This window comes from Sphaerisporangium album, from assembly GCF_003323745.1.
In the GTDB taxonomy this organism is placed as follows: domain Bacteria; phylum Actinomycetota; class Actinomycetes; order Streptosporangiales; family Streptosporangiaceae; genus Sphaerisporangium; species Sphaerisporangium album.
Map to the genome: position 1 here is coordinate 51,200 of NZ_QOIL01000025.1, position 24,016 is coordinate 75,215.

Genomic DNA, 24,016 nt, shown 5'->3' on the forward strand with positions numbered 1-24,016 from the left:
GCGCGGAAGACCGTCTCCTGTACGACATCCTCTGCCCATTGCTGGTCGCCTCCGGTCAGTCTGCGCACGTTGCGGAGGAGGGGGCCGCCGAACTCGCGGTAGAGCGTCGCGACCAACTGCTCTTCCGACTCGTCGTGCCCTGCCTCCTGGCCGGACTGGACGCTGCGGTGACGCTGCACAGGCACATGGTGGCAGCGACTCACCCGTCACGCGGGCAAATCCCACAACTTCCGTAAAGTTTTAAAATCCATCCGAATCCATTGAACCGACCCCTGCGGGACGCCGTATCTCCGCCTGACAGCGCGCCCGAGGGATCCGGGACAGGAAAGGGAGAGATCGTTCGGTGAACCGACTTCAGCTCAGGTCCATGCGGCTCATCGAGGTACTCGCCGCACTCGCGTTCCTGGTCATCGCCACGGTAACGGTCTTCGCCATCGCCCCCGGCATCGTGCCGGGCGCGAGCGGCTCGGCCGGCGACTGGACGCAGACCGAGTCGGGCCCCCTCGGGCCCGCGGACCGCGACTTCCTGGTGAAGGTGCGCCAGGCGGGGCTCTGGGAGATTCCGACCGGCCAGCAGGCGCAGGAGCGGGCGGGCAGCGAGCGCGTCAAGGAGGTCGGCCGCCACCTCATCGCCGACCACACCAAGCTGGACGAGCAGGTGCGCGCCCTCGCGGCCAAGCTGAACGTCCCGTTGCCGAGCACCCCGAACGCCGATCAGCAGGGCTGGATGGCCGAGCTGTCCGCCAGGACCGGCGAGGAGTACGACCGCGCCTTCGCCGACCGCCTGCGCTTCGCCCACGGCAAGGTGTTCGCGGTCGTCGCAGCCGTGCGCGCCGGCACCAAGAACGACGAGATCCGCGCGTTCGCGCAGGTCGCGGTGGACGTGGTCATGAAACACATGACGCTTCTGGAGAGCACGGGCAAGGTCGACTTCGCGGCGCTGCCCACGCCCCCGCCTCCCTCCCCCAACCCCTCCAAATAGGGGACGAAGGCGCAGGCGTCATCCGTCTCGCCGGGAAGACCACGCACAACCGCGACCGCGCCGCGAAAACCCGGAGCCGGCGGCCGATCGGCGGGGGATCCACCTCCCTCTCGACCGATCGGCCGCCTCGGGGTTTCCGCCTCACCCCGGTCCGTAGACGTCCCAGAGCTGTCCGACGAAGAACCTCCCGAACCGGGCCAGCGCGGTCAGGCCGTGCGGACCCTCGGTCGAGAAGCTCTTCAGCGTCGCGGCGAGGTCCATGGGCTGGATGTGCAGCGTCCCCGCGCCGGCCACCACAGCCCTGTCGTCCTCACCCTCCGGGACGTGACCCTCCAGCAAGCGCGTGTAGAGGGTCGAGGTGTCGAGCCACAGCCGCGTGGCGGGCCCATGATGAACGTCCTTCCAGCCGGCGAGCGTGCGGGGCCGCCCCTCGCCGTCGGTGAACCACAGCCGGTAGCGCATCTCCCGCCGGTCCGGCGTCGCACCGGGCGCGAAAAGGTTGAACCAGCCCCGCTCCACCGTGCGGCGGCCGCCGCAGAACTCCGCCTCGATCCAGCCCTCCGCCCGCGCGAGGTGCGCCGGCTGGGTCAGGAAGCGGTCGATGTCGTCCACCTGGATGCCGAGCTGGAAAGAGAACCGGTCCCCGTGCGACCTGCCGGTCACGTGGCGGGACCGCGGGTCCTCCACCCCGAGCGAGACGAACCCCGTCATCTCCTCGGTGAACGACAGGGACGTGGGCTCGGGGGGCTCGCCCGCCATGAGCAGGACGGCGCCCTCCTCACGCGGCACGCCGCCGGCCCCTCCGGTTTCCATGGTCACAAGAGCTCGACCTCCCTTCCTGCGCTGCCTGGCCGCGGGTCGGCGGCCCTCCAGCATGCGGGTGCACATGCGGTCGGCCAGCGCCGCGATGGTGAGAGACGGGTTGGCCCCCACCGGTCCCGGCAGGGCCGCCCCGTCGGCGACGTACAACCCGGGATGGCCGAACATCTCGCCGTAGGCGTCACAGGTGCCCTCCCCGGCGTGACGTCCCATCGGCACGCCGCCGAGGGGGTGCACTGTGATGATCCGCTTCCCCAGCCAGGCCGGCATGTCGGAGTGCTCGGCCCCGAGCACGTCCGAGACGCGGCGCATGGTGGCCCGGATCCTGTCGAAGTGCTCGTCACTGCCCGCCGAGCTCCACTGCACGTCCAGCCTGCCTTCGCGCAGCCGGAGCCGCCCGTCCGGGACGTCCCTGCCCATGCCGAGCAGGGGAAGGGAACTGCCCGACAGCTCGCCGTCGCCGATCAGGCTCGCGATCTCGGCCGACATGTTGGTGTCGCGGGTGAGCAGGGCGCGCAGGCGGTCGGCCAGGAAGCGGGCGGCGCGCCGGAACTCGCTGCGGACGTCGGCGCCCTCGACCAGCCAGTCGATGAAGGCCGGGTAGCCGCCGTCCTGGATGTAGGCGCCGCGCCCGACGGCGTCGCGGGTGCCGTCCACCTCGTCGGCCAGCCGGATCGCGCTCGTGATCACCGGTCCCCGACTGGCGTTGATCGTGCGGGTGCGGCTGCGGTCCTTGGCCCGCAGCAGGAACGTCAGCAGGTCGCCGTTTCCGGAGAACCGGGTGCCTAGCGTGTCGCTCAGCCCGGGAAGGCTCTCGCGGCTGCGCAGCAGGAGCAGCGTCGTGCCGTACGTGCCGGCCGCGAGCACCAGGCGGTCGCAGCGGATCGTGCGCCGCCCCGAGGCCGGGTGGTGGCGGATGTAGTCGACCTCGTACCCGCCGTCCGGGTGCGGCCGGATCGCCCGCGCCTCGCGCAGCGTACGCAGGTCGGCGCCGTGGTGGCGCGCCGCGGAGAGATAGGTGTGGTCGAGGCTGTTCTTGGAGCCGTCGTTGCAGCCGAAGTCGCACTCGCCGCACAACCGGCAGGTACGGCGCGTCACGCCGTGCAGGTTGCCGTACTCCGGGTCCGGGATCGGCAGCCCGATCCCCGGCTCGGCGCCGCGGAACGGCGCGAAGTTGATCGCCAGCGGGGGCAGCCGCCAGTCGAGGCCGAGCTCGGCCGCCGCGTCCTGCATGGCCCGCGTCTTCGGCGTGTCGGAGTAGACCGGATGGTCGAGGGGGTACGGCGTGACGCCGACCATCTTCTCGACCGCGTCGTAGTGCGGGTCGAGCTCGGCGCGCGTCACCGGCCACGACTCGTACCCGCCGGAGGGCAGCGGCTCCTCGTGCACGAACCACCGCTCGTCCTTGCGGATCATCACGTTGGCGTAGATCAGCGAGCCGCCCCCGAGCCCGCTGCTCACCACCGAGTCGCAGCCGCTGAAGCTCCACACGTCGAACATGCCGTAGTGGCCCTCGGCCGGGTCCCAGAACGCCCTGCTCATCTCGGCGGGGCTGCGCGGGAACGTGCCCGGTGCGTAGGCACGGCCCCGCTCCAGCACCACCACCGACAGCCCGGCCGATGCCAGCCGGTACGCCGCGACCGAGCCCCCGAAACCGGACCCGACGACGACGGCGTCCACGTGTTCTGTGTTCCTGTGGCTGTTCATATGGTTCACCGTGTTCAGCCGGCGTGGCGCTTGAGGAAGTCGAGGATGCGCGGGAACACGTCGACGTGGGCGTTCCTGCCGATGAGCGGGTCGATGTGCCCGTAGCCGGGGAGCACCTGGAGCTCGTGCCGGCCGGGCGCCCGCTTCGACAGGATCCTGTGGCAGACGATGTTGGAGTCGCTGAACACGTCGTTGTGGTCGCCGGTCATGAACAGGACCGGCGTCGTCACCTGCCCGGCCCTCGCGAGGTAGTCGTCGGGCAGACCGGCGTGCAGGGGGTTGCCGGGGTCGCACTTCACGGCGCGCCCGGCGCGCACCATCTTGCCGATGTGGCGGTAGTAGTTGACGTCGGCCGCGCCGTTCAGGTCGGCGAGGCGCTCGTGAACGTGCGTCCGAGGCGCCAGGTTCCCGTGCCGGTACATCGCCGGCCTGCCGCTGCCCCACATGAAACTCTGCATGTGGCAGGCCGGCTCCCGGCACTCGGGATGGAAGTACGAGACCAGCCACGAGAGCAGCCGCCGCCGCGTGAACGGCGGGGCCTCGTTGAACCTCGGGTCCAGGTGGGAGAGCCCGAGGCCGTACTCCAGCAGGGCCGGCCCGAGCGTGAGCTTGACCCGTGCCCAGGCGGAGACCCGGGGGGTCAGGCCCACGCTGTTGGCCACCATGCTGGTGACGCCGTCCAGAGCGCCGCCGAACAGGCTCATCTGGAACGACACCGACCCCAGGCAGTGCGCGATGACGTGGATCCGCCGTGCCCCAACGTGACGGCGGAGCTCGGTCATGGCGGCCGGGTGGTCGAATGCGGCGATGTCGTCCAGGGACTGGCGCCGGGTCTCCAGGTTGTACGGGTACCGGTTGCTCATCCGGAAGTCGAGCGTCCAGACGTCGCCGAACCCGCCGTCCAGCAGGAAGCTCACCAGGTTGCGGTGCTCCGGCATGACGAACATGTCGCTGGACGAGGTCAGGCCGTGGACGAGGAGCACGACGTCGTCGCAGTCCTCCCCGTGGAACCGCGTCAACGTCAGCCCGAGTTCGTCCTCGGTGGAGAAGGGGTGGACCGAAACCTCGGCTCCCCGCACGCCCTCCAGCGTGTACCGCGGTATGCGGTGCTCCATCTGACCGTCCTCCTGTGGTGACCCGCTCCAACAATGCCAACCGGCCGACCTCGGCGGCATCGTGGAAACCCCGTACATCTGCCTGGGAACCCCCGTACACCGGGTGGGGATCCCCGTAGGTGAGACTGTGGATCAGGGGTTTCGGTTCACCATTTCTTGCAGCGTGAATGCCCCGCCGTTCACGGCGGGGAGGAAACGCGGAACAGCGCCGCACGTCGGCACTGAATGACATACTCAACCCGTGCTGGTGACGGAGATGCTGAAGCTCGCCCCGAGCGCTGAGCAGCGCGAGGCGCTGCTGGCGACGATGCGCGCCTGCAACGCCGCCGCCAACCGCGCCGCCGAGGTGGCGTTCGCGCACCGGACCGCCAACAAGATGGCCTTGCAGAAGCTCGTCTACGCCGACCTGCGGGCCGGCTTCGGGCTGTCGGCGCAAATGGCCATCCGGTCCATTGCCAAGGCGTGTGAGGCCTACAAGCGGGACAAGGACATCAAGCCGGTGTTCCGGGAGCTGGGAGCGGTCGCCTACGACCCGCGCATCCTCACTTGGAAGGGCCGCGACGCGGTCAGCGTCCTCACCCTGACCGGCCGGACCCTCATCCCCGTGGCCTACCAGGGCCGGTGGCTGAGGACCACCGGAGCCACCGCGCGCGGGCAAGCCGACCTGGTCCACCGCGACGGCATGTTCTTCCTCGCCGTGGTGATCGACGTCCCCCAGCCCCCGCGCGGCGGCGAACCGGATGCGTGGCTGGGGGTGGATCTCGGTATCGCCAATCTGGCCACCGACTCCACCGGAGGCGAGCACACCGGTAAGGCAGTGCGGGCGGTCCGGTACCGCAACCGCTTGCTCCGCGCTCGCCTCCAGGCCAAGGGCACCAAATCCGCCAAGCGGCTGCTCAAGGCACGTCGCCGCAAGGAGTCCCGGTTCGCCCGGGACGTCAACCACGTCATCTCCAAACAGCTGGTCGGCAAGGCCAAAGACACCAGGTCCGGGATCGCTCTGGAAGACCTCCAGGGCATCCGGGACCGGGTAACGGTTTCCAAGGCCCGGCGTGCCGACCTGCACTCGTGGAGCTTCCACCAGCTCCGCACGTTCGTGACCTACAAGGCCGCCATCGCCGGGGTGCCCGTGCGACTGGTGGACCCGCGTAACACCTCACGTACCTGCCCCGGCTGCGGGCACATCGACAAGCGGAACCGTCCCACCCGGGACGACTTCCGCTGCATCCGCTGCGGGTTCGCCGGCCCGGCAGACCACATCGCGGCCATCAACATCGCCAGGCGCGCTGCTGATGGCGGGGCAGTGAGTCACGCTGCCGACGACGCGGCCTGAACCGTCGAATCCATCGACGGCGAGGAGCTGCAAGCTCCGCCCTTCAGGGCGGAGAAGCTGACTTTCGGTTGAGTTTGGTGGCCACTCCGACGCGGGAGGTGACCCCGAGCTTGGCGAAGACCCGGGACAGGTGGGTCTCGACGGTGCGCACGCTGAGGAAGAGCTGCTCGGCGATCTGCTGGTTGGTCAGGCCTTCGGCGACCAGCCCGGCGATCTCCAGCTCGCGCGGCGAGAGGCCCTGGGCGCCGCCGCCCTGCCCCGCCGGGGCCGTGGAGGAGACGCGCACGCCGAGCCGCCGCTGCTCGCGCGCGGCCTGGGCCGCCAGGGCGCGCGCGCCGGCGGTCTGGAAGATCTCGGCGGCGTCGCGCAGGCACTCGATGGCCACGGAGCGCCGGCCCGCGTCGCCGTAGGCCTGCCCGGCCGTGAGCAGGGCGCGCCCGGCGTCGATGCGGCGCTCGCCCGCGGTGAGCAGCCCGGCCGCCTCGCGGGCCAGCGCCGCCGCCTCGGCCGGGTCGGACGCGCGCAGGGCGTGGGCGCGGGCCAGTGGGACGAATCCGGAGAAGACCGGCAGTGCGGGATCGGTGATGCCGGTGGCCACCTCGGCCCAGCGGGCCGCCTCGGAGACGCGGCCGTGGGAGGCCTCGGCGAGGGCCAGCAGCTCGCAGCTCGCCACCAGCGTGCCGCGGTCCAGGCGGGGGGCGTCGAACCGGCCGCACGCGTCCAGGATCGCCTCGACGCCCTCGCCCATGCGCCCGGCCATCACCAGAGCGACGCCCCGGGCGTGCCGCGCCATGTCGCTCCAGACCTCGCCGCCGCCCACACCCGCTTGGATGGCCTCCTCGACCGCCCGCAGCGCGGCCTCGTGCTCGCCGGCCCAGGCCGAGGAGACGCAGGACTGGGTGAGCGCGAAGACGAGCTGCTGGCCGGACTCCAGCAGCCGGGCGCCCTCGACGGACTCCTCGACGGTGGCGAGGGCCTCGGGGAGCCTGCCGAGCACGGTGAGCGTCCGCGCCTTGCCGGCGAGTAGGTTGGTCAGGATGTAGGTCTGCCCGGTCGAGCGGGCGACGGCGACGGCGCGCTCGAAGTGGCGCAGCGCCACCGAGTAGCGGCCGAGGTTGGTCTCGGCCCAGCACAGCCAGGCCACGGCGTCCAGCCACTCGGCGAGGTGGTCGTCCAGGGCGGTGCCGACGAGCCGGTCGGCGGCGTCGGCCGCGCGCAGCGCCTCGACCATGCGCCCGGCGGCGTAGGCGGGCATCGGGCGCAGGGCCGCCACGGCCATGGCGAGGTCGGGCTCCCAGTCGTCGCCGGAGTCGGGCATCAGGTCGAGCACGGCCTGGGCGGCGCGGAAGTCGACGCGCATCATGCTCTCGGCGACCAGGCGCATGCGCAGGGGGACGGCGGCGGCGGCCCGCGGGTCGGGCATGCGGCGCAGCTCGTCCAGCAGCAGGGCCCTGGCCTCGTGGGGACGGTCGAGCTGGCGCTCCATCAGGGCGCAGATGCGGGCGGCGCGGGCGCGGCGGGCGTGGTCGTCGACGGGCAGCAGGCGCAGCAGCTCGCGGGCGGTGTCGCGGCCCTCGGCCAGGCGTCCGCTCACCCCCTGGGCGCGGCTGAGCTCCATCAGCAGCTCCAGGCGGTCCTCCAGCGTGGAGGGCTCCTCGGGGGTGAGGTCGAGGGCCTTGCGCAGCCAGTGGGCGGCGGTGACGGGGGCGTGGGTGGCCACCGCGCGTGCGGCCTCGACCAGAGTGGCGATGGCGCGCTGGTCGCCGAAGGAGCCCGACCGCTCCACGTGGTGGGCCTGGACGGTGGCCGGCGCGCCCAGCTCGGCCAGGTGGGCGGCCAGGCGGGCGTGCGCGGCGAGCTGCCACCCGGCGGCGGCGGACTCGTAGGCGGCGCGGCGGACCAGCGGGTGGCGGAAGCGGAACCGCCCCGCGGCGGCGGGGCGGACGATGTCGCGGGCGACCAGCTCGTTGAGCCCGTCCAGGGCGGTGGCCTCGGGCACCTGCGCCGTGACGGCGGCCAGGGCGGGGACGAACTCGTCGGCGGTCACGGCGGCCGCCTGGGCGATCAGCAGCGAGCCGGGGGACAGGTCGGCCAGCTCCACGCGCAGCGCGGCGCGGACGGTGGGCGGCAGGTCGCCGACCTCGCGCTGGCTCATGCGCGCCAGCGCCTCCAGGTAGAACGGGTTGCCGCCGCTGGCCTCGTACAGGGCGCGGCCCCGGGTGCGGTTGACGCGCGGGCCGAGGAACTCCTCGACCTCGGCCAGGTTGAGCGGGCCCACCGTGACCTGCCGCCCGCGCGCCCCCGCGCTCAGCGCCAGGGCGGCCAGGCGCGGGGTGACCTGGGCGGGCCGGTAGGCGATGGTGACCAGTACCTTGCCGCGCGGGGGATGGCGCACCAGGTGGTCCAGGAACTCCGCCGAGCTGTCGTCGGCCCAGTGGACGTCGTCCAGGATGAGCGCCAGCCCGCCGGGCGCGGCCAGCTCGTCGATGAGCTGCCGCAGCGCGCGGTACAGCCGGTAGCGGGCCATGCCGCTCTGGTCGGCGCTCTCGGGCGCCTCGGCGTCCTCGGGCCGCTCGGGCATCTTGGCGGCCAGCGCGGGGAAGACGCTGGCGAGCTGGCGGGCCTGCCCGGCGCCGAGCCGTCCCGACAGCTCGTCGCGCCGGGCCTCCAGGTGGTCGTCCAGGGCGTCGACCAGCGCGCTGAACGGCATGATCTGCTCGAACTCGGCCGCCCTGCCCCACAGCGTGGTCAGGCCCCGGCCGGTGGTGAGGCGCGCGAGCTCGGCCAGCAACCGGGTCTTGCCCGCGCCGGGCTCGCCGACCACGGCCAGGAACCGGAAACCGCCGGTCCCGGTGAGCACGGGGTACCCGGAGGAGCCGGTGAACTGGGGGAACCCGGGGAACATGGCCTCGACCGTCTGGGTGAATTCGCGCAGAGCGTCGTGTCGGCCGACGAGGGGGGTCCCGCCGGAGCGGGCCGTCTCGGTGCCCTCGCCGAATGGCAGCGTCTCAGGACCGTTCATATCTGTACCCCACAGCGAGACGGAACACCACGAACAGCCGCGCCGCAATGCAATTCCGTGACGGACTTGCCGCGGGACTCCGACGGAGCCGGGGTGTTCACGGTCGAGGGCTCACCATGCGCACGCCCTCGGAGCATGATTTTGTCGTAAAACAGACTGATGGCGGGCCGATCGGGCCGATCAGACCTTTTGTGACCAAATCGCGCGTCCTGTACCGCGATCGGTTAGGCTTTTGTGGCGGTTTCGTGTAGCCGTTCGCGGCGTATCATCGCGAGCCGCTCCGCCGGCCGTCCGGAAGCGGACACCGGCCCGCGCGGAGCCTCAGCCGCAGCGGCCCGGGTCGTCCAGCGAACGCAGCCCGTGGACGGCGATCTCGACGCCCCTGCGCGCCGCCGCCCACATCATCTCCGGGGAGTCGCCCCGCTCGCGGCTGGCCATCGCCGCCAGCTTGGCCCCGCCGACGAACACGCCCACGGCCGCCGCGGCCTCGACGGGGTCGAGCTCGCCCTCGTAGGCCCGGCACAGGGCCTCCGACAGCTCGCGCTGGACGTCGAACAGCAGGTGCAGCGCCCGCGCCTGCAGCGCGGGGACGGACATGATCAGACGGTTGCGGACCGGGGTCAGCTCCAGGGCCAGCCGGGTGTCCTCCGCGAGCTCGGCCGTGTCGGCGTCCTCCGTGCCCTTCAGGCCCTCCGCGCCCTGCGCCCGGCGGTCACCGTCGTCGCACAGCGTGCCGTCCAGGTGGACGAGGATGGCGTCGCCCACGCGGACCAGCAGGTCCACCAGCGGCTCGCCCGGCCGGCGGCCGCCGATGATCGCGAGCGCGCGCTCCAGCCGCGTCCGGGTGTCGAAGAAGAGCACGTCCTCCTTGCTCGGGAAGTAGCTGAAGAACGTGCGGGGCGAGACCTCCACGGCGGCGGCGATCTCGGCCACGGTGGTCTCGTCGAAGCCCTTCTCCTCGAAGAGGCGCACGGCCGCCTCGACCAGCGCCCGGCGCGTGCGCAGCTTCTTGCGTTCCCTCAACCCGGTGGCACCGCCCATGGCCGAACTTTACTGCATCAGATGCTTCTTTTCATCCGTTGCAATTTCACAGGAGGTACTGTTTTCTTGGGAGAGCAATCCAGTCAAGTTCCGTAAGACCGTCCAGTCAAGGAGCGTGACATGACCAACGCCATGCCCGAGCCGGTCACCCTTCCCCTGTCGCGGGAGGAGCCGTTCGATCCTCCCGGGGACCTGGGGCGATGGCGCGAGGAGGGCCCGATCCGGCCGATGCTGTACGCCGACGACCACGTCGGCTGGCTCGCCACCGGATACTCCGCCGTGCGGGCGGTGCTGGCCGATCCCCGCTTCAGCACCGAGACCACCCGCCTGCACCCGCCGATCAGCCAGCGCGCGCGGCTGCAGGCCCTGGCCAAGCTGCCCGGGTTCTTCATCCGCGAGGACCCGCCCGAGCACACGCGCCTCCGCCGCCTGCTCACCGGCCAGTTCACCGTCCGCCGCATGCGGCAGCTCGAACCTCGGATCGAGAAGATCACCGCCGACCGGCTCGACGCCATGGAACGGGAAGGCGCGCCCGCCGACCTCGTGCGGGAGTTCGCCCTGCCGATCCCGTCCTTGGTCATCTGCGAGCTGCTCGGCGTGCCCTACGGCGACCACGAGCGGTTCCAGCGCGACTCGACGACCCTGCTGAGCCTCGAATCGTCGATCGAGCAGGTGCGGGAGGCCATGGAGGACCTGCTCGACTACATCCGCGGCCTGGTCGTCCGCAAGCGCGCCGAGCCGGGCGACGACCTGATCAGCGGCCTCATCGCGACCGGGCGGCTCACCGACGTCGAGATCGCCGGGGCCTCGGTGCTCATGCTCATCGCCGGCCACGAGACCACCGCCAACATGCTCGCGCTCGGCACCTACACCCTGCTGAAGAACCCCGCCCAGCTCGCCGCGCTGCGCGACGACCCCTCGCTGGCCGACGCCGCCGTCGAGGAGCTGCTGAGGTATCTCACGATCGTCCACATCGGCCCGGTCAGGACCGCCATGGAGGACGTCGAGATCGAGGGGTACACGATCAGGGCCGGCGAGTCCGTGACGCTCTCACTGGGCGCGGCCAACCGTGATCCCGAGCGGTTCGATTCCCCCGATACCCTGGACATCACGCGGCAGGCCACCGGGCACGTCTCGTTCGGCCACGGCGTCCACCAGTGCCTCGGGCAGCAGCTCGCCCGCATCGAGATGCGCATCGGATACCCGGCCCTGCTGCGGCGCTTCCCGGGGCTTCGCCTCGCGACGCCGGACGAGGAGGTCGCGATGCGGTCCAACATGGCCATCTACGGCGTTCACCGGTTGCCGGTCGCCTGGTAGGAGGTTTTCCCGTCATGCGGATCAAAGCGGACACCGACGTCTGCATCGGCGCGGGCATGTGCGTGCTCACCGCCGCGGACGTGTTCGACCAGAGCGAGGAGGACGGCACGGTCGTGGTGCTCCTCCCCGAGCCCCCCGCCGACAAGGAGGGGGCGGTCCGGCGCGCCGTGCAGGTCTGCCCGTCCGGCGCGCTGTCCATCTCGTGAGGTCCGCGGGGTCCGCCGGCTCCGGGCGCCCGTGAGCGCCCGTCCGGCGCCCCCGCGCGTCACCGGGACCCGGCCGCGCCGCCGGACGGCATCACGTGCCCGTTGGACCTGACGCTGCCGCCGAGCGTCTGGCGGAAGGTCTCCAGCATCTCGGGGGTGTTGGCGAGCACGATCCAGCGGGTGCCTTCCAGGTAGGCGCCGCCGTAGCCGAGGGAGTCGTCCAGCCACTCCCGCTGGCCCCGGTCGGTGGCGAACGTCGTCACCGAGTACCGGCCCTTGCTCGTCGTGCACATCGCCTGCCGCAGCTCGGTGGCGTCGACCTGGATCTGCGGCTTCGGGCACCCGGTCATCGCCGCGAGCTCCTCGACGGTGGCCGGGCCGCCCTTGGCCGCGCACCCGCCGAGGGCCGCGGCGGCCGCGAAAGCCGCCGTGAGCGCCGCCAGGGCGCGCCGCCGCGCCCTCACGGCGCGGCCGCCTCGATGTTGCCGCCCACCTTCTCGCTGAAGACCTGGAGCATCCCGGGATCATTGCCCGCGATTACCCACCGCGTGCCCACCAGGTAGTTGCCGCCCCACTTCTTGGCCTCCGCGAGCCATTCGTCCCTGCCCTTGTCGGTGGAGAACGTCGTCACGGTGTACTGGCCCTGGTCGGTCTTGCACACGCCCTGGCGCAGTTCCTCCGCGTCGGTCTGCACCTGGGGCTTCTTGCAGCCGGTCCGGGTGGCGAGCTGCTTGAGGGTGGCGGGCGGACCCGGCTGGACCTTGACCCCGCCCGCGGCGCCGACGGGGGTGACCGGAGTCCCGGCCCCGCCGCCGCATCCCGTGAGGAGCGCGAGCGCGAGGACGGACCCGAGAAGGGCGGACGCGCGGGTCACGGCGTGCGCGGGGGAGGAGGTGGGGCGTCCCATGGCAGATCTCCCATTCAGTCTGCGTGCGGAGTGCACGCGAAGTGCCTGCGAAAGTCACCGACAGCGGGTACGGCCCGCCGGGAGGTCCGGTTCAACCGGGACGGACATCCGTGCGCCGGGTTCCTCGTGCGCCCGTATGGGAGGTTTCGGGTCGTTTCGGATGTCGCCCCTCGTCGCCGGGGAATCCGGTCCGCGAAGAAAATCCCGCGAACCGTCGAACTGTTCCGGCCCGCGCCGCGTACCTCGTCCCGATGGGGCACCACACCAGGCCTCCACGAGCACAGACTCCGGGAGGAGTTCGAATGATCCGAATCAGGCACAGAAGGCGGCTCAGGCCCGTCCTGAGCGCTCTGGCCCTGAGCGGGGCCGGGATCGGCCTCGTCCTGGCGAGCGTGACGCCGGCCGCTCAGGCGAGTGAGGCGGCGTCGTCCGCTCTCACCTCCGCCTCGCGCCTCGCCGGCGCCTCCACGGCCCAGGATCCAAGCCCCGCGCCCTCGGCCGCCGCCGAGCCCGAGGTGTCCGCCGCGCCGGACGCCGCCGCCGAGCCGTCGCCCACGGCCTCCGACTCCGCCGACAATGCGGACAACACAGACAACGCGGACAATGCGGAGCCGAGCGCCTCCCCGGAGGCCCAGAGCCTCTCCCGCCGCGCCGCGCGCAAGGTGAGCTGCCCCTCGGTGGCCGACAAGGTGAGCGGCTTCAGCTCGGCCGGCGACGCGGAGGTGCGCAGGAACCTGGCCCTGCTCGACCGGCAGATCGCCCAGGCCGACCAGCGCCTCGCCAGGCTCGGCTCACGCGCGAGCGACAGGCAGATCAGGAGCTTCGTCCTGAACCCGCTGAAGGCCCAGCGTTCCATCGTCGTCAACCGCATCGCGCGGGTGGCACGGCGGTCCGGCGACGACATCACCGCGCTGCGCGGGCTCACCACCTGCACGATCGCCGACGGCGCCGGCGGAGGCCAGAGCCCGTCCCCGAGCCCCACGGAGCAGCCGACCGGCGACCCGACGGCCTCCCCCTCGCCCACCGGCGGCGGCGGGACCGGCAGCCCGAGCCCGAGCGCCTCTCCGAGCGCGTCCCCGACCGGCGGAGCCACCACCGGGCCGTCCCCCGACGACTTCGTCGACATCCGCCGCGTCCGGCCCAACGTCAACACCCCCGCCGTACGGCAGGGCGGCTCGCGCGGGACGTTCGTCTCCCGGTGCGGCCGCAACGAGGAGGGCCACCACAACTCCGACAACGTGATCGTCGCCCCGGGCGTGACCAACGGCGCCCACCACGTGCACGACTACGTCGGCAACCTGGACACCAGCGGCTTCTCGACCAACGACAGCCTGCAGGGCGCCGACACGACCTGCTCCAACGGCGACAAGTCCACGCACTACTGGCCGGTGCTGCGCCTGCGGAAGGGGCAGGGCGACGACGCGGACAAGCCGGGCGGCGGCCTGGACGGCAACGTCGGGACGATCGTCAAGCCCGCCTCGGTCACGCTGACGATGCGCGGCAACCCGGCGAGCAAGGTGGTCGCGATGCCGGTGTTCCTGCGCATCATCACCGGCGACGCCAAGTCCTTCACCAACGGCCCGACCAACGCCAACGCCCGGTGGACCTGCACCGGCTTCGAGAACCGCCAGCTCAGGGACAAGTACCCGATCTGCCCGCGCGGCAGCCAGGTCGTCCGGCTGCTGCAGTTCCAGAGCTGCTGGGACGGCAGGAACACCGACAGCGCCAACCACCGCACGCACGTCGCCTTCGCGGGGGCGGACGGCTCGTGCCCGGCCGGGTTCCAGGCGATCCCGGCGCTGGAGCAGCGCATCACCTACAACGTGCCCCCGGGCCCGGGATTCGCGCTGGACAGCTTCCCCGAGCAGCTCCACAAGCCGGTGACCGACCACGGAGACTTCATCAACGTCATGCCAGAGGCGCTGATGAACCAGGCCGTCACCTGCATCAACAGCGGCCGTCGCTGCGGCTGACCCCCGGCCCGCGCACGGCCCGGCGCCGCCCCGCGACACCTCTCGCGGGGCGGCGCCCGCGCACCGCGCGCGACCGTCAGGCGGTCACGCGCGGCGGTGAGGCCGGCTCAGTAGTCCCAGTCGTCGTCCTCGTCGTCCCAGTCGTCGTCATCGTCGTAATCTCCGCCGCGCGTGCGGATCGCGGAGGCCGGGGCCGTCATGGCGAGGACGGCGACCGTGAGCAGGATGCCGGTGGCGATGAGTCGTCTGAACATGAGAATCAACTCCGTAACCAGACTCGTCTGTGGCCCTGAAGCTTGCTCCTGGGCCGACGGAGCGTCGCTATGGCTTCCCGGGATACGCCAAGACGGCGCGGTACAGCATTCACCCTAACCACGTCTTCGCGGCAGGGTCACCCGGCTGCGGGCAAACCGGCGGCATGGGTTCCGGCAAGAGGCGAGGCGCCGCCTGGCGCTTGCCCGACGCGCGTGGGAGGCCGCCTTCCGGCCCGGCGGGCATTGCCGCGACGCGCCGCCGCAGAAGCCGCCCGCGGGCGCGTCCACCGCTTAACCTGCAGAAACACGCGCGTGCCCGATCACTGCCACGCGGGTGCGGCGCGGGGGAGGCGCGGATGGGGACGTGGCAGTCGGCCGTGAGCCTGCTCGCCGAGACGGCGCGCATGGCCGGCTCGGCGGCGAGCCCGGGCGGCCCGGAGATCCTGGGGAACGCCGCCGCGGCGCCGGGCCTCGCCGGTCCGGCCAGCCCGCAGGACCTCCTCGCGGCGCGCACGCAGATGGCGCTGTCGCTCGGCTGGCACATCGTGCTCGCCTGCCTGGGCGTCGGCATGCCCGCGCTGATCCTGCTCGTCGAGTGGCGGGCGATCCGCACCGGCGACGACGCGTACATGCGGCTGGCCCGTCAGTGGGCCACGGCGATCGGCGTGCTGTTCGCGGCGGGCGCGGTGTCGGGCACGATCCTCAGCTTCGAGCTGGGCCTGCTGTGGCCCGCCATGATGGGCGTCTACGGCCAGGTGATCGGCCTGCCGTTCGCCGCCGAGGGCGTCGCCTTCTTCGTCGAGGCCATCTTCCTCGGCATCTACCTCTACTCCTGGAACCGCGTCCCGCCGAAGGCCCACCTGCTCACCGGGCTGCCCGTGCTGATCGCGGGAACGGCGTCGGCCTTCCTCGTCGTGTGCGCCAACGCCTGGATGAACACGCCGAGGGGCTTCACCGGCACGGGATCGGTGGTGCGGGACGTGAGCCCGTGGCGGGCGATGTTCAACCCGGCCGTGCCGCACGAGACCCTGCACATGATCGTGGCGGCGTTCATGGTCTCCGGCTTCCTCGTCGCGGGCGTGTACGCGGCGGGCATGCTGCGGGGACGGACGGACCGTCACCACAGGCTGGGCTTCCTGGTCCCCTTCACGCTGGCCGCCGCGTTCACGCCCGTCCAGGTCGTCGTCGGCGACTGGGCGGGGAAGGAGATCGCCCGGCTCCAGCCGGCCAAGCTCGCCGCCGCCGAGGCGCTCTTCCAGACGCGGGCGGGCGCGCCGCTGAGCATCGGCGGGATCGTCTCAGGCGACCGGCTGCACTATTCCATCGAGGTCCCGAAGGCGTTGTCCTTCCTGGCGCACGGCAGCTTCGACGCCGTCGTCCAGGGCCTCGACCGCGTTCCGAGGCCCGACCGCGCGCCGGTCGGGATCGTCCACCTGGCCTTCGACCTGATGGTCGCGATGGGGTTCGGGCTGCTCCTGCTGTCCGCCTGGCTCGCCTGGAGCTGGTGGCGGCGGCGCGAGACGCCGCGCTCGCCCTGGTTCCTGCGGCTGGCGGCTCTGTCCGGCGTGGCGGCGGTGATCGCGGTCGAGGCCGGATGGACCGTCACCGAGGTCGGCAGGCAGCCCTGGACGGTGTACGGCCACATGCGCACCTCCGACGCGGTGAACCCCGCACCCGGGCTGTGGAACGGGTTCGTCATCGTGACGCTCGTCTACCTCGTGCTGACCGTCGTGACCCTGTACGTCCTGCGGCTGCTCCGCCGGGCCGGCCGGCCGATCGCGCCACAGGAGCCGGAGCGCGCGCCCGCGCCGGAGCCGCGCTGATGGACGTCGCACGCGTGGTGCTCGTGGTGATGTGGGTGGGGGTGACCCTGTACGCCCTGCTGGCCGGGGCCGACTTCGGCGCGGGGGCCTGGGACCTGATGGCCGGGCGCAGCCGTCCCGGCATGCCGCGGCGCAAGCTCATCGAGCGCGCGATCGGGCCGGTCTGGGAGGCGAACCACGTCTGGCTGATCTTCGTCCTCGTGGTGCTGTGGACGGCGTTCTCCGGGGTGTTCGCCTCGGTGATGTCCACCCTGTACATCCCGCTGACCCTCGCCGCGCTCGGGATCATCGCCCGGGGCACGGCGTTCGCGTTCCGCAAGGCCGCGCGGGAGCTGTGGCAGCAGCGCCTGTTCGGCGGGGCCTTCGCGATCTCCTCCATCCTCACCCCCTTCTTCCTTGGCACGGTCGCGGGCGGCATCGCCTCCGGCCGCGTGCCACCCGGTCTGGCCAGGGGGAACATCGTCACGAGCTGGCTGAACCCGACCTCTCTGCTCGGCGGCGTGCTCGCCGTCCTGGTCTGTGTGTACCTGGCCGGCGCCTACCTGTGCGACGACGCGGCCGAGGCGGGGAGACCGGACCTGTCGGAGTGGTTCCGCGCCCGCGCGCTCGTCGCGGCGCTGGTCATCGGCGCCGTCGCCCTCGGGGGCATCGCCGTGCTGCGCTGGGACGCCCGGCCGTTGTTCGACGGGCTCACCGGGCGCGCCCTGCCCGTGGTGATCGCGAGCGCGGTGTTCGGCGTGGCGTCGCTGGCGCTGCTGTGGCGGAGGGTCTACCCGCTGGTCAGGGCCGCGGCGATGCTCGGCGTCATCGCGATCCTTTGGGGGTGGCCGCTGGCGCAGTACCCCGTCATGCTGCCGCCGAACCTCACCTACCGTCAGGCGGCCGCGGAAATGTCGGTGCTGGTCGCCACAATGGTCGTGATCGCGGTGGGTGTGCTCCTGATCGCGCCGTCCATGGCGTGGCTGATCAACCTCCAGCGGCGCGAGCTGCGCGACGGCGACCTGCCGGAGTGACGGCCCGGCCGTGGCCGCGGCGCCCCGCGGAGGCCGCTTGACCTCAACATTGGTTGAGGTTCTAGTGTTTCCTCGTGGGCCGCCGCATCGGCCGCGGAGCGCACCCGGTGATCTCGGCCGCCGCGAGGGCCGATGGACGACCGAGAGGGCCGGCGCATCCGAGGCGCCGGGCCGCAGAGACACGGGGTGTTGTGACGATGGACATGGAAGTGACCGCGTGGCATTCGCTGTACAACGCGATGCACGCGCGTGAGGACCGGCGGCCCTTCTCGATGGCCACGTTGCGGCGCATCGGCGGGTTCGCGCGGCCGCGCCGCCGCATGCTGGGCTGGTTCCTGCTGCTGAGCGTCGTCGGGGCGGTGCTCGCGGTCGCCTCGCCCGTGCTCGCCGGTCGCGTCGTGGACGCGATCGTACGGGGCGAGGCGCTCGACACCGTGGTGACCCTGGCGGCGCTCATCGCCGTCATCGCGTTACTCGACGCCGGCCTCGGGCTGCTGACGCGCTGGCTGTCCGCGAGCATCGGCGAGGGGCTGATCCTCGACCTGCGCAGGGCCGTGTTCGACCACGTCCAGCGCATGCCCGTCGCCTTCTTCACCCGCACGAGGACCGGCGCGCTGGTCAGCCGCCTCAACAACGACGTCATCGGCGCCCAGCGCGCCTTCAGCAACACGCTGTCGGGCGTGGTCGGCAACATCGTCACGCTCGTGCTGACGCTGGTCGTCATGGTGGGCCTGTCCTGGCAGGTCACGCTGCTCGCGCTGGTGCTGCTGCCCGTGTTCGTCGTGCCCGCGCGGCGCATGGGCACGCGCCTGGCCCGCCTGGAGCGCGAGGCCGCCGGCCACAACGCGCAGATGAGCACCCAGATGACCGAGCGGTTCTCCGCGCCCGGCGCGACGCTGATCAAGCTGTTCGGCAGGCCCGCGAGCGAGTCGGCCGAGTTCGCGGCCCGGGCGCGTCGCGTCCGCGACATCGGCGTGCGCACGGCGATGGTCCAGTCGGTGTTCGTCACGGCCCTGACGCTGGTCTCCGCGCTGGCGCTCGCCATCGTGTACGGCCTGGGCGGCTTCTACTCCCTGCGCGGCCAGCTCGAACCGGGCAACGTCGTCGCCCTCGCGCTGCTGCTCACCCGCCTGTACGCGCCGCTCACCGCCCTGGCCAGCGCGCGCGTCGAGGTGATGAGCGCGCTGGTGAGCTTCGAGCGGGTCTTCGAGGTGCTCGACCTGAAGCCGCTCATCGCCGACAGGCCCGGCGCCCGCGCCGTCCCCGACGGGCCGGTCGCGGTCGAGTTCGACGACGTGCGGTTCTCCTACCCGTCGGCCGACAAGGTGTCGCTGGCCTCGCTGGAGGAGGTCGCCACCCTCGACACGCGTGGCGGCGCCGAGGTCCTGCACGGCGTGTCGTTCGCGGTCGAGCCGGGCCGCATGGTGGCGCTGGTCGGGTCCTCGGGCGCGGGCAAGTCCACGATCGCCCAGCTCCTGGCCCGGCTGTACGACGTCGACTCGGGCGCCGTGCGGCTGGCGGGCGTCGACCTGCGCGACCTGTCCGCCGAGTCGATCCGCGCGACGCTCGGCATGGTCACCCAGGACGGGCACCTGTTCCACGAGTCCGTCCGCGCCAACCTGCTGCTGGCCCGGCCGGAGGCGGGGGAGGACGAGCTGTGGGAGGTCCTGCGCCGCGCCCGGCTGGACGACCTGGTGCGGTCCCTGCCCGACGGTCTGGACACCATCGTCGGCGAGCGGGGCTACCGGCTGTCCGGCGGCGAGCGTCAGAGGCTGACGATCGCGCGGCTGCTGCTCGCCCGCCCGCGCGTCGTGATCCTCGACGAGGCCACCGCGCACCTTGACTCGACCTCGGAGGCCGCGGTGCAGGAGGCGCTGGGGGAGGCGCTCGCGGGGCGGACGGCCGTGGTGATCGCCCACCGGCTCTCCACGATCCGCGCGGCGGACCTCATCCTGGTGATCGAGGACGGGCGGGTGGTCGAACGCGGCACCCACCTGGACCTGCTCGCCGCGGGGGGCCGGTACGAGGAGCTGTACCGCACCCAGTTCGACGAGCGCGACGCCGCCGAAGCCGTCGCCTGACCCGCCCACCGGCGGCGTGCGTCCGGCGACCGCCACCCGCCGGTCGCCCGGAGGCGGTTCTCCATAGGCTGCCGGGCCCTGCCGTTTCCGGGAGTTGGCGGGGCGCCGGGTGCCGGGGGCGGGCCCGTGTACGAGGATGGAGGGGTGGGCAAGGACAGGCGGTGGCTGTTCGCCGACCAGCTCGGCGAGCACTTCCTCGATTCGGCCGAGCAGCCGGTGCTGCTGGTCGAGGCGCGGTCGGTGCTGCGCCGCAGGCGGTTCCACCGCCAGAAGGCCCACCTCGTGCTCTCCGCCCTGCGCCACCGCGCGGCGGAGCTCGGCGACCGGGCCCTGTTCCTCCAGGGCCACACCTACGGCGAGGCGCTGGACCGGGTGGGCGGGCGGATCAGCGTCTGCGGGCCCACCAGCCACGCCGCCGAAGCGTTCGTCCGCTCCCGCCGCGGGGTCACCGTCCTGCCGTCCCGCGGCTACACGACGAGCGCGCGCGAGTTCCGGTCCTGGGTGACCCGCGACCGGCACCGGCTGGTGATGGAGGGCTTCTACCGGGACGCGCGCCGCCGGCTCGGGGTGCTCATGGACGGCGACGAGCCGGCCGGCGGCCGGTGGAACTTCGACGCCGACAACCGCCTGCCCGCCCCCTCGGCGGGCGTGCAGGTCCCCGGGCCGTGGCGGGCCGAGGAGGACGAGATCGACGAGCGAGTCCGGCACGACCTGGACCGCTGGGAGCGCGACGGCGAGGTCTCCTTCGTCGGGCGCGACGGCCCGCGCCTCTTCCCCGCGACCGGGGCGGAGGCCCGCGCGGCGCTGGACCGGTTCGTCCGGCACCGGCTGCCGCTGTTCGGGCCGTACCAGGACGCGACGCTGTCCGGCGACCCGGCCATGGCGCACAGCATGCTCTCCCCGGCCCTCAACCTCGGCCTGCTCGACCCCATGGACTGCGTGCGCGCCGCCGAGGCCGCCTACCGGTCCGGGGCGGCGCCCCTCGCGAGCGTCGAGGGCTACATCCGGCAGATCATCGGCTGGCGTGACTACATGTGGCACCTCTACTGGCACTTCGGCGAGCAGTACCGCGTGCTCAACCGCATGTTCGCCCGCACGCCCCTGCCCGGGTGGTTCGCCGAGCTGGACGCCGACGCCGTCGAGGCCCGGTGCCTGTCCTGGGCGCTGCGGCAGGTCCGCGACACCGGGTTCACCCATCACATCGTCCGGCTGATGGTGCTCGGCAACTACGCGATGCAGCGCGGTCTCGACCCCGTGGCGCTCACCGACTGGTTCCACCGCTGCTTCGTCGACGGCTACGACTGGGTCATGGTGCCCAACGTGGTGGGCATGTCCCAGCACGCCGACGGCGGGCTGCTCACCACCAAGCCGTACGCGGCGGGCGGCGCCTACATCAACCGCATGAGCGACTTCTGCGGGGGCTGCCGCTACCGTCCCTCGCGGCGGACCGGCGGGGACGCGTGCCCGTTCACCGCGGGCTACTGGTGGTTCGTCGCCCGCAACGAGGAGCGCCTGGCCGGCAACCCGCGCATGTCCCGCAGCGTCCATGGCATGCGTGGCCTGCGCGACATCGGCGAGGTGTGCGCCCAGGAGGCCGAGCGCGGCGTCTCACCCCCGTGACCGGCTCTGCTCAGCGGTCCCAGGGGGCCGTGTCGCCCATCTCGGCGAGTACCCGGCGAGATGTGCCTGGACGACTTTCAAGGGAAAGGCGCCGGCGGGAAAGCCGGTCAGGAGAAGGTGAGGGAGGCCCGGCTCTCCAGCGGCCCGCCCGCCATCGCGGCGTCCAGCGAGGGGTAGATGTCGAAGGCGGCGTCGATGCCGGTGAGGTTCAGGATACGCCTCGGGGTGGGGCACAAACAGCAGAGCGCGCAGCTGCCGCCGCACTTGGCGGCCTTGGCGCCGGCCTGGACCAGAACCCGCAGGCCGGAGGAGTCGATGAAGCTCATGCGTGACAGGTCGAAGATCAACTGGGGAGTCTTGCGACGGAACGCCTCGTCGATGTACTCACCCAGCCTGGGAACACCGTTGCGGTCCACCTCGCCGATGATGGCGATCACGGTGAACTCGCGCCGGTTCTCCCGACTTACCGTCAACGGCATGTCGTGACCTCCACGGCTGGGGACCTGCCCCTCTCAGTCTGTTCCCGGTCGACAGGCAATTACAAGGACGTGGGACTCCCAAAACGTCCGGGAGTCAAGTATCCACCCCCGGTCGCCGGGGAGGACCGCCGCCCGGCGGCCGGCGCGGCGGCCGGTCTCGTGTCCGGCCCCACCAGGCGGTGGCCGTCTTTTGGACGGGTCTGGGGCGGTCTTTGCCCGGGGAGGACGAAGCTGGTGTCGACGGGCCCGAACTCCCTGGGCCTCGGCGTGGTGCGGACCGGTCACGGACACCTGCGGACGGACATCGGCGGGGCTCATCGGGGGAGTGGAGGTGGGCATGCGGATCATCGGCGCGGGATTCGGGCGTACGGGGACGCTTTCGCTGAAGGCGGCCCTGGAGCGGCTGGGCTTCGCCCCCTGCAACCACATGCTGGAGGTCATGGACCGGCCCGAGCTGATACACCGGTGGCTCGACATCGCCGAGGGCCGCTCGGCCGACTGGGACGGGGTGCTCGGCGGGTTCGACGCCACCCTGGACTGGCCGGCGTCCGCCTACTGGCGCGAGCTCGCCGCGCACTACCCCGACGCGAAGGTCCTGCTCACGGTCAGGGATCCGGAGGAGTGGTACGAGAGCATGCGCGCGACGATCTTCCGGCGCCGAGGCGGGAGGACACCCCTGGGAGGGCTGATGGCGAAGATCAGCCCGGATTTCCGTGCCTTCCGCCGCATGGCGCGGGCCGCCTTGGTCGAGCGCGCGCTAGGCGGGGAGACCGCGGACCGCGCGCGGCTGGTCCGCCGGTTCCAGGACCACGTGCGCGAGGTGCGGGAGGCGATCCCCGCCGCGCGGCTGCTGGTCTACGACGTGCGGCAGGGCTGGGAGCCGTTGTGCGCCTTCCTCGGCGTGCCCGTGCCGTCCGAGCCGTTCCCGAGGCTCAACGACCGCGAGCACTTCGGCCGTCACACCCGCCGGTTCATGCTGCGCACCGCGCTGCGCCTGTCGCCCGCGCGCGGGCGCCGCCCTCCGGTCCTGCCGGTGTTTCCGGGAGGCCGCCCGCGCCGCTGAGCCGCCTTCTTACCAGTCGCCGCCGCCGTCGCCCTCGTCGCCCTCGAAGAAGTCGCCGATCTCGTCGATCGCCTCCGCCGCGACGATGCCGCCGACGATGCCGGCCGCCCCCGCCGCGGCCACCACTCCCCAGCCGGGCCCGTCGTGGCGCCGGTCGTGGTCGTGGTGCCCGTAATGGGGCTGGCCGTAGTGCCCGCCGTAGTGGCCACCGTCTCCGTACGGGGCGTGGCCGCCCATCACGTGGCCGCCGTGGTGGTGGGCCAGCCCGTCCATCCAGCGGCCGATCTCGGCGGCCCAGTCCATCTGCGCCGCCTGCTCGTGGCCGACCTGGAAGCGGCCGTAGGCGTCGTGCCCGGAGGTGAACAGCCCGCCGCGCTTGTCGGCCTCCAGGACCACGGCCAGCTCGTGGGGGTCGGCGACGAACGTCAGCTCGACCTCGTTGACGCGCCCGGCCCACTGGGCGGGCGGGTAGAACTCGATCTCCTGGAAGAACGGCAGCCGCTGGTGCACGCCGTGGATGCGGCCCGCCTCCATGTCGGCCTTCTTGAGGTGGAAGCCGAGCCGGGCGAAGCCGTCCAGCACCCGCTCCTGCGAGGGCAGCGGCGCGACCGAGAGGGCGTCGAGGTCACCCTTGTCGACGGCCCTGGCGACCGACAGCTCGGTGCGCACGCCGACGGTCGCGCCGTGCAGCGCGCCGCCGTGGAACTCGGTGATCGGCGTCTCCCACGGGACGGGAAGGTGGAACGGGATGGTGTGCTGCCCGCCCTCGGGGAGGTGGAACGGCCCGGAGACCTGCGCCCTGAAGAACTCGGCGGTGCCGGTGTGCTCGGAGTCGCCGTGCTCGACCTCGACGCGCGTGACCAGCGCCAGCGCGACGTACTCGATGTCGGAGGGGATCTCGCCGCCCTTGACGCGCACCTCTCCGCTCAGCGTCCCGCCGGGCAGCACGCGCGGTGTGGCCAGGACCGTGTCGACCGAAGGGCCCCCGACGCCCAAGGCTCCCAGCATCCGTTTGAAGACCACGGTTTCCCTCTCCTGCTGTCGTCGGACTTGAATGACCGAACTGGGAACGAGCAGGGCGGGGCGGCGGTTCCCCGCCGGAGGCCCGGTCCCGGTGGAACAATCGTCGGCCTCCCGGCCGGTCACACGGACGGACTCCGGCCGGCCGGGCACGCGCGGCCCCCGTCGGGCCGGCGGCGGAGACGCGGGTGAGGCCTGACGACATCGGCGCCCGGCCGCCCCGGAACATTTCCGCGAGGCC

Annotated in this window: 19 protein-coding genes; 10 read left to right on the forward strand and 9 right to left on the reverse strand. The window is 72.4% G+C overall.

Going from position 1 to position 24,016, the window contains the following annotated elements:
- Nucleotides 1–343 precede the first annotated feature (343 nt).
- Nucleotides 344–982 (forward strand): DUF4142 domain-containing protein, encoded by a 639-nt coding sequence (locus DQ384_RS33535; RefSeq protein ID WP_245966957.1) that lies wholly within the window; start codon nucleotides 344–346, stop codon nucleotides 980–982.
- Nucleotides 983–1,123: 141 nt separating this feature from the next.
- On the opposite strand, the gene DQ384_RS33540 is transcribed toward DQ384_RS33535, so the two are convergent.
- The gene (locus DQ384_RS33540; protein WP_114032892.1) at nucleotides 1,124–3,508 is read right to left on the reverse strand and encodes a GMC oxidoreductase; all 2,385 of its coding nucleotides are present in this window, start codon (nucleotides 3,506–3,508) and stop codon (nucleotides 1,124–1,126) included.
- 14 nt (nucleotides 3,509–3,522) lie between these two features.
- Nucleotides 3,523–4,623, reverse strand: a complete 1,101-nt coding sequence (locus DQ384_RS33545) for an alpha/beta hydrolase family protein (protein WP_114032893.1) — start codon at nucleotides 4,621–4,623, stop codon at nucleotides 3,523–3,525.
- Between the two features lie 241 nt (nucleotides 4,624–4,864).
- On the opposite strand from DQ384_RS33545, the gene DQ384_RS33550 reads away from it, so the two are divergent.
- Complete coding sequence (locus tag DQ384_RS33550) at nucleotides 4,865–5,956, forward strand: RNA-guided endonuclease InsQ/TnpB family protein (RefSeq protein ID WP_114032894.1); 1,092 nt, start codon at nucleotides 4,865–4,867, stop codon at nucleotides 5,954–5,956.
- A 43-nt stretch (nucleotides 5,957–5,999) separates the two neighbouring features.
- Here DQ384_RS33550 and DQ384_RS43845 read toward each other — a convergent pair whose 3' ends face one another.
- Nucleotides 6,000–8,978, reverse strand: a complete 2,979-nt coding sequence (locus tag DQ384_RS43845) for a helix-turn-helix transcriptional regulator (RefSeq protein ID WP_114032895.1) — start codon at nucleotides 8,976–8,978, stop codon at nucleotides 6,000–6,002.
- Between the two features lie 321 nt (nucleotides 8,979–9,299).
- A complete protein-coding gene (locus tag DQ384_RS43850; protein WP_114032896.1) occupies nucleotides 9,300–10,019 on the reverse strand; it encodes a TetR/AcrR family transcriptional regulator in 720 nt (239 codons plus the stop codon).
- A gap of 120 nt (nucleotides 10,020–10,139) precedes the next feature.
- On the opposite strand from DQ384_RS43850, the gene DQ384_RS33565 reads away from it, so the two are divergent.
- Entirely contained in the window at nucleotides 10,140–11,336 is a 1,197-nt protein-coding gene (locus DQ384_RS33565; protein ID WP_114032897.1) for a cytochrome P450, read from the forward strand.
- A 14-nt stretch (nucleotides 11,337–11,350) separates the two neighbouring features.
- Nucleotides 11,351–11,542 (forward strand): ferredoxin, encoded by a 192-nt coding sequence (locus DQ384_RS33570; RefSeq protein ID WP_114032898.1) that lies wholly within the window; start codon nucleotides 11,351–11,353, stop codon nucleotides 11,540–11,542.
- Nucleotides 11,543–11,601: 59 nt separating this feature from the next.
- Here DQ384_RS33570 and DQ384_RS33575 read toward each other — a convergent pair whose 3' ends face one another.
- Both DQ384_RS33575 and DQ384_RS33580 read right to left on the reverse strand, forming a co-directional pair.
- Nucleotides 11,602–12,006, reverse strand: a complete 405-nt coding sequence (locus DQ384_RS33575) for a hypothetical protein (RefSeq protein WP_114032899.1) — start codon at nucleotides 12,004–12,006, stop codon at nucleotides 11,602–11,604.
- Complete coding sequence (locus DQ384_RS33580; protein WP_114032900.1) at nucleotides 12,003–12,449, reverse strand: hypothetical protein; 447 nt, start codon at nucleotides 12,447–12,449, stop codon at nucleotides 12,003–12,005. The genes DQ384_RS33575 and DQ384_RS33580 overlap by 4 nt, the downstream gene beginning before the upstream one ends.
- 302 nt (nucleotides 12,450–12,751) lie before the next feature.
- On the opposite strand from DQ384_RS33580, the gene DQ384_RS43370 reads away from it, so the two are divergent.
- A complete protein-coding gene (locus DQ384_RS43370) occupies nucleotides 12,752–14,422 on the forward strand; it encodes a DUF1996 domain-containing protein (protein ID WP_181871557.1) in 1,671 nt (556 codons plus the stop codon).
- 107 nt (nucleotides 14,423–14,529) lie between these two features.
- Here DQ384_RS43370 and DQ384_RS41715 read toward each other — a convergent pair whose 3' ends face one another.
- Complete coding sequence (locus DQ384_RS41715; RefSeq protein WP_181871558.1) at nucleotides 14,530–14,676, reverse strand: hypothetical protein; 147 nt, start codon at nucleotides 14,674–14,676, stop codon at nucleotides 14,530–14,532.
- Between the two features lie 356 nt (nucleotides 14,677–15,032).
- On the opposite strand from DQ384_RS41715, the gene DQ384_RS33595 reads away from it, so the two are divergent.
- From DQ384_RS33595 to DQ384_RS33610, 4 genes are all read left to right on the forward strand, one after another.
- The gene (locus DQ384_RS33595; RefSeq protein ID WP_245966958.1) at nucleotides 15,033–16,499 is read left to right on the forward strand and encodes a cytochrome ubiquinol oxidase subunit I; all 1,467 of its coding nucleotides are present in this window, start codon (nucleotides 15,033–15,035) and stop codon (nucleotides 16,497–16,499) included.
- Nucleotides 16,499–17,512 (forward strand): cytochrome d ubiquinol oxidase subunit II, encoded by a 1,014-nt coding sequence (locus DQ384_RS33600; protein ID WP_114032903.1) that lies wholly within the window; start codon nucleotides 16,499–16,501, stop codon nucleotides 17,510–17,512. Before DQ384_RS33595 ends, DQ384_RS33600 begins: the two co-directional genes overlap by 1 nt.
- Nucleotides 17,513–17,709: 197 nt before the next feature.
- Nucleotides 17,710–19,593, forward strand: coding sequence for an ABC transporter ATP-binding protein (locus tag DQ384_RS33605; protein ID WP_114032960.1), 1,884 nt, complete (start codon nucleotides 17,710–17,712; stop codon nucleotides 19,591–19,593).
- Between the two features lie 144 nt (nucleotides 19,594–19,737).
- Nucleotides 19,738–21,213, forward strand: a complete 1,476-nt coding sequence (locus DQ384_RS33610) for a cryptochrome/photolyase family protein (protein ID WP_114032904.1) — start codon at nucleotides 19,738–19,740, stop codon at nucleotides 21,211–21,213.
- A 107-nt stretch (nucleotides 21,214–21,320) separates the two neighbouring features.
- On the opposite strand, the gene DQ384_RS33615 is transcribed toward DQ384_RS33610, so the two are convergent.
- Nucleotides 21,321–21,692, reverse strand: coding sequence for an STAS domain-containing protein (locus DQ384_RS33615; protein ID WP_114032905.1), 372 nt, complete (start codon nucleotides 21,690–21,692; stop codon nucleotides 21,321–21,323).
- A gap of 337 nt (nucleotides 21,693–22,029) precedes the next feature.
- On the opposite strand from DQ384_RS33615, the gene DQ384_RS33620 reads away from it, so the two are divergent.
- Entirely contained in the window at nucleotides 22,030–22,755 is a 726-nt protein-coding gene (locus DQ384_RS33620) for a sulfotransferase family protein (RefSeq protein WP_114032961.1), read from the forward strand.
- A gap of 9 nt (nucleotides 22,756–22,764) precedes the next feature.
- Here DQ384_RS33620 and DQ384_RS33625 read toward each other — a convergent pair whose 3' ends face one another.
- A complete protein-coding gene (locus tag DQ384_RS33625; protein ID WP_114032906.1) occupies nucleotides 22,765–23,778 on the reverse strand; it encodes a sporulation protein in 1,014 nt (337 codons plus the stop codon).
- Nucleotides 23,779–24,016 lie beyond the last annotated feature (238 nt).

Coding starts and splice junctions, on each gene's coding strand:
- DQ384_RS43850 (WP_114032896.1), bottom strand. CDS start 10,019: ATGGGCGGTGCCACCGGGTTGAGGGAACGCAAGAAGCTGCGCACGCGC.
- DQ384_RS33595 (WP_245966958.1), top strand. CDS start 15,033: ATGGGGACGTGGCAGTCGGCCGTGAGCCTGCTCGCCGAGACGGCGCGC.
- DQ384_RS33600 (WP_114032903.1), top strand. CDS start 16,499: ATGGACGTCGCACGCGTGGTGCTCGTGGTGATGTGGGTGGGGGTGACC.
- DQ384_RS33545 (WP_114032893.1), bottom strand. CDS start 4,623: ATGGAGCACCGCATACCGCGGTACACGCTGGAGGGCGTGCGGGGAGCC.
- DQ384_RS41715 (WP_181871558.1), bottom strand. CDS start 14,676: ATGTTCAGACGACTCATCGCCACCGGCATCCTGCTCACGGTCGCCGTC.
- DQ384_RS33605 (WP_114032960.1), top strand. CDS start 17,710: ATGGACATGGAAGTGACCGCGTGGCATTCGCTGTACAACGCGATGCAC.
- DQ384_RS33565 (WP_114032897.1), top strand. CDS start 10,140: ATGACCAACGCCATGCCCGAGCCGGTCACCCTTCCCCTGTCGCGGGAG.
- DQ384_RS43845 (WP_114032895.1), bottom strand. CDS start 8,978: ATGAACGGTCCTGAGACGCTGCCATTCGGCGAGGGCACCGAGACGGCC.
- DQ384_RS33620 (WP_114032961.1), top strand. CDS start 22,030: ATGCGGATCATCGGCGCGGGATTCGGGCGTACGGGGACGCTTTCGCTG.
- DQ384_RS33540 (WP_114032892.1), bottom strand. CDS start 3,508: ATGAACAGCCACAGGAACACAGAACACGTGGACGCCGTCGTCGTCGGG.
- DQ384_RS33615 (WP_114032905.1), bottom strand. CDS start 21,692: ATGCCGTTGACGGTAAGTCGGGAGAACCGGCGCGAGTTCACCGTGATC.
- DQ384_RS33570 (WP_114032898.1), top strand. CDS start 11,351: ATGCGGATCAAAGCGGACACCGACGTCTGCATCGGCGCGGGCATGTGC.
- DQ384_RS43370 (WP_181871557.1), top strand. CDS start 12,752: ATGATCCGAATCAGGCACAGAAGGCGGCTCAGGCCCGTCCTGAGCGCT.
- DQ384_RS33580 (WP_114032900.1), bottom strand. CDS start 12,449: ATGGGACGCCCCACCTCCTCCCCCGCGCACGCCGTGACCCGCGCGTCC.